General features: G+C 48.3%; 11 protein-coding genes. 5 read left to right on the forward strand and 6 right to left on the reverse strand.

Annotated elements, in window-relative coordinates:
• The first annotated feature begins 79 nt into the window (after nucleotides 1–79).
• The 3 genes from CF168_RS08140 to CF168_RS08150 all read left to right on the forward strand — a co-directional run bounded on the left by CF168_RS08140 (nucleotide 80) and on the right by CF168_RS08150 (nucleotide 5,731).
• The gene (locus CF168_RS08140; RefSeq protein WP_089067551.1) at nucleotides 80–1,870 is read left to right on the forward strand and encodes an acyl-CoA dehydrogenase C-terminal domain-containing protein; all 1,791 of its coding nucleotides are present in this window, start codon (nucleotides 80–82) and stop codon (nucleotides 1,868–1,870) included.
• Between the two features lie 259 nt (nucleotides 1,871–2,129).
• A complete protein-coding gene (locus tag CF168_RS08145; RefSeq protein WP_089067552.1) occupies nucleotides 2,130–4,358 on the forward strand; it encodes a TonB-dependent siderophore receptor in 2,229 nt (742 codons plus the stop codon).
• Between the two features lie 365 nt (nucleotides 4,359–4,723).
• Entirely contained in the window at nucleotides 4,724–5,731 is a 1,008-nt protein-coding gene (locus tag CF168_RS08150) for a patatin-like phospholipase family protein (RefSeq protein WP_089067553.1), read from the forward strand.
• Nucleotides 5,732–5,906: 175 nt separating this feature from the next.
• Here CF168_RS08150 and asnB read toward each other — a convergent pair whose 3' ends face one another.
• From asnB to purM, 5 genes are all read right to left on the reverse strand, one after another.
• Nucleotides 5,907–7,571, reverse strand: a complete 1,665-nt coding sequence (gene asnB, locus CF168_RS08155) for an asparagine synthase B (protein WP_089067554.1) — start codon at nucleotides 7,569–7,571, stop codon at nucleotides 5,907–5,909.
• Between the two features lie 472 nt (nucleotides 7,572–8,043).
• Entirely contained in the window at nucleotides 8,044–9,717 is a 1,674-nt protein-coding gene (locus CF168_RS08165) for a M28 family metallopeptidase (RefSeq protein ID WP_089067556.1), read from the reverse strand.
• 197 nt (nucleotides 9,718–9,914) lie between these two features.
• Nucleotides 9,915–10,661, reverse strand: a complete 747-nt coding sequence (locus tag CF168_RS08170; RefSeq protein ID WP_011626525.1) for an HAD-IIA family hydrolase — start codon at nucleotides 10,659–10,661, stop codon at nucleotides 9,915–9,917.
• A gap of 137 nt (nucleotides 10,662–10,798) precedes the next feature.
• Nucleotides 10,799–11,443 carry a phosphoribosylglycinamide formyltransferase gene (gene purN / locus CF168_RS08175; RefSeq protein WP_011623140.1) on the reverse strand — a complete coding sequence of 215 codons (645 nt, stop codon included), beginning with the start codon at nucleotides 11,441–11,443 and terminating at the stop codon, nucleotides 10,799–10,801.
• Entirely contained in the window at nucleotides 11,443–12,480 is a 1,038-nt protein-coding gene (gene purM / locus CF168_RS08180; protein ID WP_011623139.1) for a phosphoribosylformylglycinamidine cyclo-ligase, read from the reverse strand. Before purM ends, purN begins: the two co-directional genes overlap by 1 nt.
• A gap of 327 nt (nucleotides 12,481–12,807) precedes the next feature.
• Here purM and upp point away from each other — a divergent pair, with 327 nt between their 5' ends.
• Complete coding sequence (upp, locus tag CF168_RS08185; RefSeq protein ID WP_011072698.1) at nucleotides 12,808–13,434, forward strand: uracil phosphoribosyltransferase; 627 nt, start codon at nucleotides 12,808–12,810, stop codon at nucleotides 13,432–13,434.
• 217 nt (nucleotides 13,435–13,651) lie between these two features.
• Entirely contained in the window at nucleotides 13,652–14,317 is a 666-nt protein-coding gene (locus CF168_RS08190; RefSeq protein ID WP_089067557.1) for an RDD family protein, read from the forward strand.
• A gap of 73 nt (nucleotides 14,318–14,390) precedes the next feature.
• Here CF168_RS08190 and CF168_RS08195 read toward each other — a convergent pair whose 3' ends face one another.
• Nucleotides 14,391–15,710: a Na+/H+ antiporter family protein gene (locus CF168_RS08195; protein ID WP_089067558.1), complete on the reverse strand. Its 1,320-nt coding sequence runs from the start codon at nucleotides 15,708–15,710 to the stop codon at nucleotides 14,391–14,393.
• Between the last annotated feature and the right edge of the window lie 43 nt (nucleotides 15,711–15,753).

Below are 15,753 nucleotides of genomic sequence, written 5' to 3' on the forward strand. Positions count from 1 at the left end.
TGCTTCCTTTTTCAACAGATTTAGCTAAAGTGGTCAGAGCACTTAGTCCATTGCCATAAAACAAGAAAGGGAAGCGATTATGCCAGTCTATCAAGCACCACTACGTGACTATCAATTTATCCTCGATGAAATGTTGCATATTTATCAGCAAGATGCTCTTAAAGGCTTCGATGAAATCGACCCCGATCTGGTCGATGCCATCCTGCAAGGTATGGCGGATTTCAGTACTGAGGTGATGTTGCCGTTAAATAGCGTGGGGGATGTGCAGGGCTGCAAACTCGTGGATGGTAAAGTGGTTACCCCAGAAGGTTTTGCCGACGCCTATCAGCAGTTTGTCGACAATGGCTGGCCGACACTGACCTGCGATCCCGCCTACGGTGGTCAAGGACTGCCCGAAGTGGTCGGGATTTTTGCGACCGAGATGCAAACCTCGACCAACATGGCCTTTGCCATGTATCCCGGCCTTACCCATGGCGCCTATTCGGCCATTCATGCCCACGGCAGTGAGGCACTTAAACAGAAATATTTAGCCAAATTAGTGAGTGGTGAATGGACTGGCACCATGAACCTCACCGAATCCCATGCCGGAACCGATTTAGCGCTATTGCGCACTAAGGCCGTTCCCGCGGCGGATGGCTACTTTGCCATCACTGGGGAGAAGATTTTTATTTCCTCGGGTGACCATCAATTTACCGATAACATAGTGCATCTGGTACTCGCCCGTTTACCCGACGCGCCCGAAGGTGTGAAGGGGATTTCGCTGTTTGCCGTGCCCAAAGTGTTAGTGAACAGTGATGGCAGTTTAGGTGAGGCGAACAGCCTCTATGCTAGCGGCCTTGAGCACAAAATGGGGATCCACGGCAACTCAACCTGCGTGATGGTATTTGAGGGGGCACTCGGTGAGTTAGTCGGCGAACCCCACCAAGGGCTGCGTGCGATGTTTACCATGATGAACCAAGCACGCTTAGGTGTTGGGATGCAGGGGTTAGGCGTGTCCGAAATCGCCTATCAAAATGCCTTAGCCTACGCCAAGGACAGATTGCAGAGCCGCGCCATTAGTGGGGCTAAGGCGCCCGAAAAAGCCGCCGATCCGATTTTGGTTCACGGTGATGTGCGCCGAATGTTGTTATCGCAAAAAGCCTTTAACGAAGGTGCCCGTGCACTCGTTGGCCAGCAGGCGCTGTGGCTCGATGAGGCTGAGCGCCATAGCGATCCTGCCAAGGCGAAAGTGGCTGCCCAGTTAGCGGCGTTATTTACCCCGGTGGTGAAAGGCTTTATCACTAATCGTGGCTTTAATGCCTGTGTGGATGCCCAGCAAGTGTTTGGCGGTCATGGCTATATCCACGAGTGGGGAATGGAGCAGTTTGTGCGTGATAGCCGTATCGCTTTGATTTATGAAGGCACGAATGGTATTCAGGCGCTCGATTTAGTCGGGCGTAAGCTGCTGAGCGATCGAGGCGCCGCCATGCAGCAATGGTCAGCGCTAGTGACTGAGTTCATTCAATCACAGGGCAAAGATCCGCAAATGCAGCCCTATGTGAGCGGGCTAATGGATTGCGCCACCGATTTACAAAAGGCGAGTGGTTATTTAGCGACCCATGCGGCGAGCAATCCCGACATTATCGGCGCGGCATCGATGGCGTATCTGGAGTTATTTGGCATTACCGCCCTTGCGTGGATGTGGGCGCGTATGGCTAAGATTGCCCTGACTGCGCTCGAAAATGGCATACAAGAGGCGGATTTTTATCAAGCTAAACTGAAAACGGCGGACTTTTATATGGCGTATTGGGCCGTGCAAAGCCGTAGCCTGCGTAAACAGTTGGAGCAGGCGAGTGAGATGTTAACCACGCTCGATGAGGCTATTTTTTAAGTCTTTACATTCAAAGCGTTATAGCCAGTAAAACAGTAATAAGCCAGCAGAGTGATGCTGGCTTTTTGATGCTGCCGTTGGCCTAGATAAGAATTGCGCTCCTGTATTGGAGTGACGCTCCCATCTTTACAATTGTTACAAAACCCCACTGATGTAAATTTAAATGAGAATTATTGTCATCTATGGTTCAAACTTTATAATGACGCCAACTTAAGATGACAGGAGTAGACCACAGGTCTACTCGAGGTTGGGGGACTTTGTGAAATCTCGTTTTGCCTATTCAATACTAACGCTTGCCCTGATGCCGCATTTGGTCTTGGCGGCTGCGCCTAACGCTCAAGAGAGCAAACCCGAGCAAGAAAATGCTTCAGCGGCACAAGCCGCTACCCAAGCAAGCACTCAAGCTTTAGCGCAAACCAATGTGCAGACTGACACTAAAGCGCCCGAGCGTATTGTGGTACGTGGTCGCGCCATGCAAATGTACGTCGATAAAGAGACGGAAATTGGTACAAAAACGGCGGTTAATGTGATGGAGCTGCCGCAGTCGGTACAAGTGCTGACCGAGCAACTGATTGACGACCAAGCCGCTCGCAATATTACCGACTTATACCGCTCCATAGCTGGAGTGAGTGAATTTAGCTATTCCGGTGTGACCTTTCGTGGTTTTCGCGACGATGCCAACGTGTTTTACGACGGCGTGCGTGGCGATCCGTATTCCGGCTTTTCGGTGCCACAACTGTTCAACGTGCAGCGGGTTGAAGTGTTAAAAGGCCCCGCATCGGCACTCTATGGCGGCGGTGAACCCGGCGGCATGATCAACTATGTCACTAAAAAGCCGACATTTGTGGAGCGTAAAGAGCTCACCCTAAGCACGGGCAGTTACGACATGATGGGCGGCTCGCTGGATTTCACTGGCGGCTTAACTGAGGATTTAGCCTATCGTTTAGGAGGATATTATCAGCAGGAAAATAGCTTTCGTAACAATGCCGATAGCATGAATGCCGAAGTGGCGGGTGGCTTACTGTATGAAATCAGTGAAGATACCAAGCTCACCACCACATTCGATCTGATCAAACAGGATTTGGGCGGTAATCGACTTCGTGGCGTCCCCGTGGATGATGCGGGTAATTTTTTGGTTGATCCTTCCTACAATGCTAACGAGAAGAGCGACTTCCAAAAGATGGATGCCTTGGTGCTGCAAGCGATTCTCGATCATCAATTTACGGATGATTTTTCGGTGAAAACACAGCTCCGTTATCTCACGAATGACTCCGATCAGCAGTACCACGAGTCCCGAGGTTGGGTTGATGTCAACGGTGATGGCAAAGCTAACAGCGCGGATGGCACGATCAAACGTGAATATCGGGTGCAAGCCCGTGCTAATGATGAAATCAGTTTAACCAATGATTTTGTTTATCGTTTTAATGCCTTAGGTTTTGAGCATGAGTTCCTGTTCGGCGGCGATTATCACTATGTTGAAACCGAGTACCATTACAAACTGGCGACGGATAAAACCGGCGTCGGTAACCTGAATATTTATGAGCTTAACTACGGTGAGACTGATCCTAGTACTTATCAGTTAAAAGACATGGATACTGACGGTACCCGTGCCAACCGCTTTGGCCTGTATCTGCAAGAGCATCTGCATTTTAACGAACAGTGGTCACTGATTGCAGGCCTGCGTTTCAGTCAGTTTGAAGATTACAACAAGAAGACCGGATTCTCCTTTAGCGATAATGCCATTACCCCAAGGGCGGGCCTGAATTATCGTCCACTCGAGTCTATGTCCTTTTACTTGAACTATTCAGAGAGCTTTAATCCCGCTTCATTGAGCGATCAGGAGCAGGAAGGGGGCGATGGCTATCTTGATCCTGAAACCGGTAATCAAATTGAGCTTGGTATGAAAAACGAGTGGTTGGATGGCCAGTTTATGACCACACTCGCGCTCTATCGTATTGAAAAACAAAACGTGGCTCAGGCGAACCCGCTTGATACCGGCAAGGATGATGGAATTCCTGACTTAGTGAATTTAGGCGAAGTGCGCAGTCAAGGCGTCGAATGGACGCTGGTGGGGGACTTAACCGATAACCTGACCATGACCGCCAACTATGCCTATAACGATACCGAAGTGATCAAAGGCGTGACCAACGACAGCCTGACCAACACCTTCGGTGACGGTAAACGTTTTGCCAATGCGCCGCGTCACCAAGCGGGCTTATGGACGCGCTATGATATTCAAGCGATTGATTCGGCCATCGCCTTTGGGATGGACTATGTGGGCGAGCAATTTAGCCTCAATGGTCAAACGGTAAAACCCCATACGGTGTTTGATATGAGCTGGACGACCCAGTGGGACCAAACCCAAGTGCGCGTAAATCTGAAGAATATTTTCGATAAGGAATATGCTGTCAGCGGATTTAGTGAGCGCAATGGCCATTTCCCTGGCGAGCCACGTAATGTCACGCTTGAACTGAGCCATAAGTTCTAGTGGGATAGGCCCTTACAGATAACGAGCTAACTCGGGTTGGCTCGTTATCTTTTACTCGATATTTATTTGATAACTCGCTCATCTCTTTCTCATGTTTTTCTCATGCGAATGTGCTGCCAAGGATTAGTTTTATCCTGTGCGGCTGGCATGGTTAATCATTCACTCTCTAACCATGCCCCCTTAATCAACCCGCGATTGGCGAGTCGCCCACGCCAGATGATAACGCCAGCATCATGCATGTCATTCGCAGCTTATTTTAATTTTCGATTACCGCGATTGATTCTATCCGTTTTTTGCTGTCACAATCTTTGTTTAGACTGAGCTTATCTATTCTCCATTGCGTCTTTGTTGCGATAAGGTCAGTTATGCCGCCGATTAGCCATTTATCTTCTGCCTCTCAATCTGTTGCTGCGCCGAAAGTGGCGTTAATTGCAGAAGGTGGCGGCCAGCGTGGCATTTTTACCGCAGGCGTACTCGATGCTTGGCTTGAGGCGGAGTTCGACCCCTTCGACTTATTGATTGGTACCTCAGCAGGCTCGCAAAACTTGACCAGCTTTTTAGCCAGACAAAGGGGTTACGCCAAAAAACTTATCCGGGGGCTAACGCGCCATAAACGTTTCTATCAACTAGGGCGCGGTCTGATTGGTGCGAATGTTATCGATCTCGACTGGTATTTTGCGCAGACTCAGCGTGGCAGCTTTAAGCTGGATTTAGCCGCGGCGAGTCAATCCCTCAATGGGCGAGAACTCCTTATCACCACCACGAGAGTTAGCGATCGCCAAGGGTATTTCTTGAGTCCAACCAGTCATGAGCACTGGCGTGAGTTACTTAAAGCCTCTAGCGCATTGCCTTTTTTATATAAACAGGGAGTGAAGTTAACGCCTTGGCTAGGGATTGAATCTGCTAATCATAGCGATGCGACACTCGAACCCGAGCAAGACTTTTACCTCGATGGCGGTTTAGCGGCGCCGCTACCCGTGCGTGAAGCGTATAAACGGGGGGCCCGTAAAATTGTGGTAGTGAGGACGGTCAATGCAGACTTTCAAGCTCAATCGGCTTGGGTACATAAGCTTAAATCGTGGATCTGTGTTTCTGGTTTTTGCCCTAAGACCATTGATTACTTAGTGCAGCATGAAGAGGCCTATCAGGCCGAGTTAGATTTTATTGCCAATCCTCCCGATGATGTCGAAATTGTACAGATTTTTGCGAAGGCGCCATTACAGACCAAGTTGTTAGGTAGCACAGATGCGGATTTACGGATTGATTACCAGCAAGGAATAATGGCGGGGAAGGCGTTTCTTGCAACGTCCTCTTGGCAAATTGCCAAGGTTAAAGATGTGACGCCTGTTTCACCACTGGCGATATCGGCCTAGGTCATGGAGTATCGGCCTAGGTCATGGAGTATCTGCCTAGAGCTCTTAAGGCGATATTGCTTGACCGTCTTTGCGTTTGCCTAGTGTGGCAGAGCTAGATCCGATTCTTAAAGAAATGAGTGAAAGATAAAAGCCACCCTAGGGTGGCTTTTATTTTGATGAGATGCGTCAGCGATTAATAGCTGGCAGCATGCACTGAACGTACGGCACGGCCCGATGGGTCGATAATGCCGCGTAAGCTTTCATCCCATGCCAGTGCTTCTGGGGTAGAGCAGGCGACTGACTTGCCACCGGGCACGGTTTCGGCCGCGCTAGCTAAAGGATAATGCTCCTCAAAGAAACAACGGTAGAAATAGGCTTCCTTGGTTTCTGGCGTGTTGTACGGGAAGCGGAACTTCGCGTTGGCCAGTTGCAAGTCGTCTATTTGCTCAGCGGCATGGGCCTTCAAACCATCGATCCAAGAGTAACCCACGCCATCGCTGAATTGCTCCTTTTGACGCCAGGCGACTTCTTTTGGCAATTTATGCTCAAAGGCTTGGCGCAGAATGTGTTTCTCAATGCGGCCATCCTTAGACATTTTTGCCTCAGGGTTGATACGCATCGCCACATCCATAAATTCCTTATCGAGGAAAGGCACGCGGGCTTCGAGTCCCCACGCCGCCATGGCTTTGTTGGCACGCAGACAATCGAACAGATGCAGTTTATCCAGTTTACGCACGAGTTCCTCGTGGAAGGCCTGCGCGTTTGGCGCCTTATGGAAATACAAGTAACCGCCAAAGAGTTCATCGGCACCTTCACCCGATAACACCATTTTGATCCCCATCGCCTTGATTTTACGCGCCATCAGGTACATAGGTGTCGCGGCACGAATGGTGGTCACATCATAGGTTTCTAAGTGGTAGATGACTTCTTTAATCGCATCTAAACCCTCTTGGAAGGTAAAGTTGATCTCGTGGTGAATGGTACCAATCGCATCGGCAACCTTTTTAGCGGCGGCTAAATCGGGTGCGCCCTTTAAACCCACGGCAAAGGAGTGTAGCTGTGGCCACCAAGCGCCACTTTGATCGTCATCTTCGATACGGCGTTTGGCAAAGGTTTGGGTAATCGCCGAGATCACCGAGGAATCTAAACCGCCAGACAATAACACGCCGTAAGGCACGTCGGACATCAATTGGCGCTTAACTGCGGCTTCGAGGGCATCGCGTAATTCTTCTTGGCTGGCGCCGTTATCTTTCACCGCATCAAAACTCTGCCAATCGCGAGTGTAGTACTGCACTGGCTCACCTGTGGTTGAGTACAGATATTGCCCTGGCTGGAATTCGGCCACGGTTTTACAGACGGGCATCAGCGCCTTCATTTCGGAGGCAACGTAGAAGTTACCCGCTGCATCACGCCCAGTGTAGAGCGGGATAATGCCCATATGATCGCGGCCAATAAGGTAGGCGTCTTTGGCTTTATCGTAGAGTACGAAGGCGAAAATACCGTTTAATTTATCAAGAAATTCAGTGCCATATTCTTGGTACAGCGCCAAGATCACTTCGCAGTCAGAGTTGGTTTGATAGCTGTATTTATCGCCGAGTTGGGCTTTGAGTTCTTTATGGTTGTAGATCTCACCGTTGACCGCGAGGATAAGGCTGCCGTCTTCAGTAAGCAGTGGCTGCGCACCGTGTTCAATATCGACAATCGCCAAGCGCTCATGGGCCAAAATCGCTTTATCGCTGGCGTAAATGCCTGACCAATCGGGGCCGCGATGGCGCATCAGTTTGGACATTTCCAGTGCCACTTGGCGCAGCTCTTTCGCATCGGATTGAATATCTAAAATTGAAAAAATCGAACACATAATGCAACTCCTAAACCGCTTATTTCATTTGAGGATGTCTCAATTGAGTATCAATGTGCCAGCGATTCAGGATTTTGCCAAATATTATTTTTGTTGATTTGTTCGTTTTTAGGTGTTTTTGATGAGTTTATTTTATCTTTAAAATGCTTTTGATTGGTGTTTATTTAATTTATTTCGTATTTTTATGAATAAAGTGTTTTTGTTTGTTGATTACAAAGCGGGATATTGGCAAATGCGTAATGTTCACTCAAGAAAATCCGTTTTTAGGAAAATCATCATAAATGTGAGCAAGATAGTGATCCAAGCGCAAATATTGCTGATTTTATAACCAGATTGTCGGCGGTCATTGCGCGTGTTGCTAAAGTCAAGGTCAAACTGTGAGCCTAAAGTGGGGCGGGGCGGCTCATAAAATAATAAGGCACCTCTCAAGGTGCCTTATGGGATTTTTCAGCGATGAATCGTTTTCAGTTGCTTACTTTGCGGCCGTGGCAAGTTCCGTTTTGGCAGGACGCAGGCTGTTGAACTCAGTGCCTTGATAATAGCCAGGCCAATCTTGGCTGTTACCTAAGCTGCGAGTCACTTGATAGTAAACTTCGAGATCTTGAATCGCACCGCTCAGATCCCAGTCTTCATGGTATTCGTCGCAGACATTGTGGTAGCAGCCCTTCATGGTCGCTTGCATTTGAGTCTTATAGCTTGCTGTTGCGGCATCTATGGGTTCGCTTCCGCCACCGGCAAAGACCGCTGGTACGCCAAGTTTGGCAAAGCTGAAGTGATCAGAGCGGAAGAAACCACCCGACGCAGGATTCTTTTCACCCAAAGCAATACGGTTTTGCTGTTTGGCGGCATCGACTAAGTAGTTTTCAAGCTCGGACTTGCCTTTACCGACGATAGTGAAGTCCTTGGTTTTTCCATAGATATTGGTGCTATCTAAGTTGAGCACTGCCACTGTTTTATCAATGGGATAGATAGGGTTGGCGGCGTAATAGCGTGAGCCGAGTAAACCTTGCTCTTCACCCGTTGTCGCGATAAAGGTCACCGAGCGGGCTAAGCCGTGGCCCTGTTTGGCGTTATCGGCCAGTTGTCTGGCGATTTCTAAAATGCCCGCAATGCCCGATGCGTTGTCCATGGCACCGTTATAAATTTTATCGCCTTCTTTACTGTCATCTTTGCCAATGTGGTCCCAGTGGCCCGTAAACAGGATTTGTTCATCGGCTTGCTGAGTGCCGGGAAGGGTGGCGACAACGTTATAGCTGTTGGCGTATTCGGCTTTGTTTTTAAAGGCGATGTTGGCCGTTTGCTCAAGGGGTAAGTTAATCGGACTATCGGCGGCACGCGCCATCAGCGTTGGTAGGGATAAACCCGCTTTTCCAAATAATTGTGTAGCAGCATCTAAGGTTAACCAGCCTTCGACTTGCACGCGACTGTCTTGCTCGGCTTTGCTGAGGACTAAATCCTGCTGTGCGCCAGTCCAGCTGTTTTCAACCACGGACCAAGGATAAGACGCAGGCTCAGTATCGTGAATGATCAATGCCCCGAGCGCGCCTTGGCGGCTCGCTTCTTCAAATTTGTAGCTCCAGCGACCATAGTAGGTCATGGCTTTACCGTTAAACTTACCAGAGTCTGGGCGGGCAAAACCGGGATCGTTCACAAGGATCACCGCAATTTTGCCTTTCATATCGACATCTTGGTAATCGTTCCAGCCATATTCAGGCGCATTTACACCGTAGCCAACAAACACTAAGGGCGCGTTCTCGATATTCACGCCGCCGTTATCGTGGCGACTATTTAGGACGATATCTTTGCGATAGGTTAACGGCAATCCTGCCAAGCTGATTTGCTGCGCCTCGTCGGCGGTATAACTCACCATAGGTACAGGTTGTAAAAAGCTGCCTTGATAGGCGCCTTTGAGTCCCATTTCGGCAAAGGCGTTAGACAGATAGTCTAAGGTGAGCTTTTCACCGTGGGTGGTGGGAGCGCGGCCTTCAAACTCATCTGAGGAAAGGTTTTTAATATCGTCTCTAAAACGTGCTTCATTCATTTGCACGGGTTTCAGGGCTGCACTGCTGTTGGCATCGGGCTGGGCCGAATTAGGGCTGCAGGCGCTGAGCATGGCTAGCGCGCAGACAGGGTACAAACGTCGCATAGGTTAATCCTACTGTTGTTTTTAGGGCGTATTTCACGCATATATCAAAGGGGTATGTCGCGCCTTATCATGAAGCAAGCGCTTATGGGGGACAAGGGAGAACCAAGGGGAAAAATGTTACTTAATGTTGCTTTACCGTATCAGGTCTGTTGTGGTTCTCAGCACGCTAAGGTGCTGAGAATTGGTCGATTTAAGGATTAAACTACATCAATATCGCCAGCGCAGGCGAATACATGATTGGGGCGGAAAGGCTCTTTATCGATATCTTCAAGCTTGCTCACGCCGCTGGTGACCAGAATGGTCTCAAGCCCCGCTTGAAACCCCGCCAGAATATCGGTGCGCATATTGTCGCCAATGATCACGGTATTTTCGGAATGACCATCGATATGGTTGAGCGCCGAGCGGATAATCCACGAACTGGGTTTACCGACGTAGAAAGGTTTTTTGCCAGTAATCCGCTCTATCGGAGAACACAGGGCGCCGCAGGCTGGACTGTAAGCGGGGCCGTGAGTGTCGGGATTGGTGGCGATAAAACGGGCACCGCGGGCGACGAATCCGGCGGCCTTATGGATCATATCCCAGTTATAGGAGCGGGTTTCACCGACAATCACGAAGTCCGGATTAATGTCAGTAATGGTAAAGCCTGCCTTGTAGAGCTCATGGGTGAGGGCGCCTTCACCAATCACAAAGGCTTTACTGCCTTCCTGATGCTTTAAAAAGTCGGCGGTGGCCATGGCAGAGGTGTAAAAACATTCTTCTGGTACGTCTATCCCGGCGGCGCTGAGGCGATTTTGCAGATCTTTGCCCGTTTGTACCGGGTAATTGGTCAGAATAACGAGGGGATTGCCTTGGTCGAGAACGCGGTGGATAAATTTATCACTGCCGGGGATCAGCTTATTGTCGTGCAGGAGTACACCATCGATATCGCAGATAATATTTTTCATCTAATAGTCTCTTGTATGCCGAACAAAATCACTTTTCGTTAGCTTATCTAATGCCACATTAGGCGAGAAAACAATGATTTTGTATGGCAAGACGAAAAAAAAGAGACCCTTAGGGTCTCTTTTTCGCGAGGCAGTGTTTAATCGGGGGCGTAGCCGTTAGGTCCGATTAACGTGCCATCGAGATAGGCTTGGCCGTCCTGCATCTTGAGGCGTTGATGGCTGAACCATTTTACCACTAAAGGATAAATCGCATGCTCTTGCTCATGGACACGAGCGGCGAGCATCTCAGCAGTATCATCCTCATAAACAGGGACTTTTGCCTGTAAAATCACTGGGCCTGCATCCAGCTCTGGGGTGACAAAATGCACACTGGCGCCATGTTCAGTGTCTTTGGCATCGATGGCGCGCTGGTGGGTGTTTAATCCGGTATATTTAGGCAGCAATGAAGGGTGGATATTGATCATGCGTCCTAAGTAACGATTCACAAAATCGTTGGTAAGAATACGCATAAATCCAGCCAACACGATTAAATCGGGTTGGTACTTTTCAATCGTTGCCATTAACCGTGCATCGTAATCAGAGCGAGATTCACCTGAATGAGCAATCACGCAGCTGGTATCAATTTCACTATGATGGGCGCGAATTAAACCGTAGGCATCGGGTTTATTACTGATCACTCCGACAACTTCGGCCTGCAGATTATCGTCACAACCGTCGATAACGGCTTGCAGGTTACTGCCATTTCCGGAAATTAATACAACTACACGACAGCTTTGGGGCATTACAGGATCTCCACTTGCTCTTCATTGCCTTCGCGAGCAGCGATAGCACCGATTAGCCAAGCTTGTTCGCCTTCGGCGGCGAGCAGTGCCAGTGCGGCATCAACTTTATCGGCTGGCAGCGCAACGATCATGCCGACACCACAGTTAAAGGTGCGGTACATTTCATATTCTGCAATGTTACCGTTTTCCATTAACCAATTGAAAACAGCAGGCCATTGCCATGAATCACCTTGGATAACGGCTTTGCAGTTTTCAGGCAGTACGCGGGGGATGTTTTCCCAGAAACCGCCGCCAGTGATGTGCGCCATTGCGTGCACGTCCGATGCTTCGATCAGCTTGAGCAATGATTTAACGTAAATTTTGGTTGGTTCTAATAGATGTTGGATCAATGGCTTGCCATTGAGGTCCTGTTGAGGATCCGCTTGGCTGACTTCTAATACTTTACGAACTAATGAATAGCCATTTGAATGAGGACCGCTTGAGGCTAAGGCGATCAGCGCATCACCCGCAGCCACTTTACTCCCGTCAATGATGTCGGCCTTTTCAACCACGCCCACACAGAAACCTGCGAGGTCGTAATCTTCGCCTTCATACATGCCTGGCATTTCAGCGGTTTCGCCGCCGATTAACGCACAACCAGATTGGAAACAACCTTCGCCGATGCCGTTAACAACAGAGGTTGCTGTTTCTACATCGAGCTTGCCTGTTGCGTAGTAATCGAGGAAAAACAACGGCTCAGCGCCTTGAACGATCAAATCGTTCACACACATGGCCACTAAGTCGATACCGACTGTGTCGTGTTTTTTGTAATCGATAGCTAAACGCAATTTAGTACCAACACCGTCGGTGCCTGACACTAAAACAGGTTGCTTGTATTTAGTGGGTAATTCACACAATGCGCCAAAACCACCTAAGTTGCCCATTACCTCTGGACGACGGGTACGTTTAACAGCCGCTTTAATGTTACTTACCAGTGCATTACCAGCATCAATATCAACGCCAGCGTCTTTATAGCTCAGTGGGGTAGGAGTGCTCACGGAGGATCCTCTCGGGTACATCGTTATTGGATTTTTATGCGGCGGTATTCTACCAGCTTGTGCTAGGGGTCGAAAGCCATGATTTGGATTTATCGACTTGTCGGGAGTATTTTTAGCTTCACAGCGGGATATTTCACATTTTCTATCCTGCAATTGGTCATAAAATAGCGTCTTAATGGGTGTATCTTAAGCGATAGGCAATAATTCTTGGGATATTGCTCACGATTAGCTCGAATGGCAAAACTTTATGTTTTACCCAATAAACAAATCATCTAAAATCTGAAAAATTTGCCTAAGATATTTCGCGAACAACAGTAGGAGAGAAAAATGAAAGTTGTCGAGGTTAAACACCCGTTAGTGCGTCACAAAATCGGCCTGATGCGTGAAGGTGACATTAGCACTAAACGTTTCCGTGAGCTAGCCGCCGAAGTGGGCAGCTTATTAACCTATGAAGCTACCGCAGATTTCGAAACCGAAACTGTTACGATTGAAGGCTGGAATGGTCCGGTGGATGTGGATCAGATCAAGGGCAAGAAAGTGACTGTTGTGCCTATCCTGCGTGCAGGTTTAGGCATGATGGATGGCGTACTTGAGCATATTCCAAGTGCGCGTATTTCGGTTGTGGGTATTTACCGCGACGAAGAAACCTTAGAGCCAGTGCCATATTTTGAGAAGCTGGCCAGCGACATGAACGAGCGTATCGCGCTGATCGTTGACCCTATGTTGGCAACCGGCGGCTCTATGATTGCGACTATCGACCTGCTGAAAAAACGCGGTTGTACGTCAATCAAAGCCCTAGTGTTAGTCGCAGCGCCCGAAGGGATTAAAGCCCTTGAAGCGGCTCACCCTGATGTTGAGCTGTATACTGCGGCTATCGACAGATGCTTAAACGAGAAGGGCTATATTCTGCCTGGTTTAGGCGATGCGGGTGATAAGATTTTTGGGACTAAATAATTTGTTGATTTAGTTTTTACCATTAAAAAAGGGAGCATTAGCTCCCTTTTTTAATGCGCTTTTTCCTAATGACTCTTGAGTTGTGATATTTCTGCGTGTTAATGAATTGTTGAGTTGGAGCGGTGGCAATGCTATTTTTCTGCATTTAATGATATGCCTAGCATTAATCATTGTTTTTGGTTGAGGCTAAGACGAATGTGCACGGAGAATGCATTTAATGGATTTTGTTCCAAATTATGATAATTACACCTTGGATGAACTGATTGATGTCCAAAGAAATATCAATCGGGACAAATATCCTGATAGAGCGGCAGTGGTTGATGTACTTATCTCGCTAAAACTTCAGGATCCTGAGATTAAATCGACCATGGATAAACAAGCGGAATTAGAAAAGTACGCTACGTTTGGTCTTAGATTTTGGTCCTCTATAATCGATAGCGTAATTATCAGTATTTGTTCTGTGATTATTGTATCTGCGATTACGCACGTAGCGCCCGTATTCCAAGTCGCGTTAAATTATTTCGATACTTGGAAATTTGCATTGTATTCCGTGCTGCTCCACACCCTTTATGGTCAAACATTTGGGAAAATGATCTTTGATATCAAGGTAGTTGACTATAAAACTGAAGGTTCCATTAGTCTTAATCAAGCGCTATTAAGGGATAGTGTTCCCATCATCATGTTAATTTTACTTGTGTTTTTCAGTGTATTTTTCCCGCTTGAGACTACAGAGGATTTGTCGAGTTGGAAGCTTTATACCATCATAGGTTTAAGTATTTCTTTTCTTATATGGCATCTACTCGAAATCATTACCATGTTATTTAATGAGAAAAACAGAGCCATTCATGACTATTTAGCCGGGACGGTCGTTATTCGTACCTGACTTGTGTGCCTAGCAAATAAAAAAGCGTGGAATTATCCACGCTTTTTTATTTTAGCGCCCATGAGTCTAGGCCCTAGAGCACCATGGCGGCAATCCAACCAAAGACCAGTAAGGGAATATTGTAATGAATAAAGGTTGGGATCACGCTGTCGCGAATATGGTCGTGCTGACCATCGGCATTTAAACCCGATGTGGGGCCTAATGTTGAGTCAGACGCAGGTGAGCCCGCATCGCCCAATGCCGCAGCGGTACCCACGAGTGCGATAGTCGCAGGCACAGAAAACCCGAAGCTTAGGGCTAAAGGGACGTAAATTGTCGCGATAATCGGAATGGTCGAAAAAGACGAGCCAATGCCCATAGTGATCAAAAGGCCGACCAGTAACATCAAAAAGGCGGCGAGGGCTTTATTGTCGCCAATCAATGAACTTAATGACGAGACAAGCGTGCCGACTTCGCCAGTTTCTTTGACTACCGCAGCAAAGCCAGCTGCGGAGATCATGATAAAGCCAATATTGGCCATCATGCGCACGCCTTGGGTGAAAATATCTTGATCGGCAACGTGTTTTAGCGCGCCTGAAAAACTGAAGATCATAAAGCCTACTAAGGCACCGAAGATCATCGAATCGGTTTCCAGTTGCACAAACAGGGTCGCCAGAATTGCAAATGCGGCGATAGCGATATTGCGTTTATTGAGGCTCTCTTCAGGCTCTGCAGTCAGTACCTTAGCTTCATCGTAAACCCTAGGTTTGCGATAACTGAAAAATACTGCGATGAGCAAGCCGACCACCATACCGGCGGCGGGGATCAGCATGGCGGGGGGAATCTGATCGCGTACGGCGACCAATCCATTGCCCGTCAGGTTAGAGAGCAAAATATCATTCAAGAAAATCCCACCAAAGCCCACAGGTAAAATCATGTAGGTGGTCACAAGGCCAAAGGTCAGCACACAGGCGACCAGACGGCGGTCGATATTCAGCTTGGTCATCACATGCAGCAGCGGCGGCACGAGTATCGGAATAAAGGCGATATGGATCGGCAGGATATTTTGCGATGCCATCGACATCAGGAGCAGGGATAACAACAATAACCAGCGCACCCAGTTAGTGTTGGTGGCATTGGGGTCTTTGCCAAGGCTTTTAATGATGGAGTTGGAGATCAGTGTCGTTAAGCCTGAATGGGATAGTGCTACGGCAAACGCACCGAGTAAGGCGTAGCTGAGGGCGATTTGTGCACCGCCACCTAATCCCGTATTGAAGGCATCAATCGTTTGATGCAGATCCATTCCCCCCACTAAACCGGCAACGAGGGCACTGATGGTGAGGGCAATAACCACATTCACCCTCGCTAAACTGAGGGCTAACATTAAACACACAGCAATAACGACTGCATTCATAGACAATATCTTAATTCTGTAAACCAAAGGGACTATTTTTGAC

Origin of the sequence: Shewanella bicestrii (assembly GCF_002216875.1) — a bacterium.
Lineage (GTDB): Bacteria > Pseudomonadota > Gammaproteobacteria > Enterobacterales > Shewanellaceae > Shewanella > Shewanella seohaensis.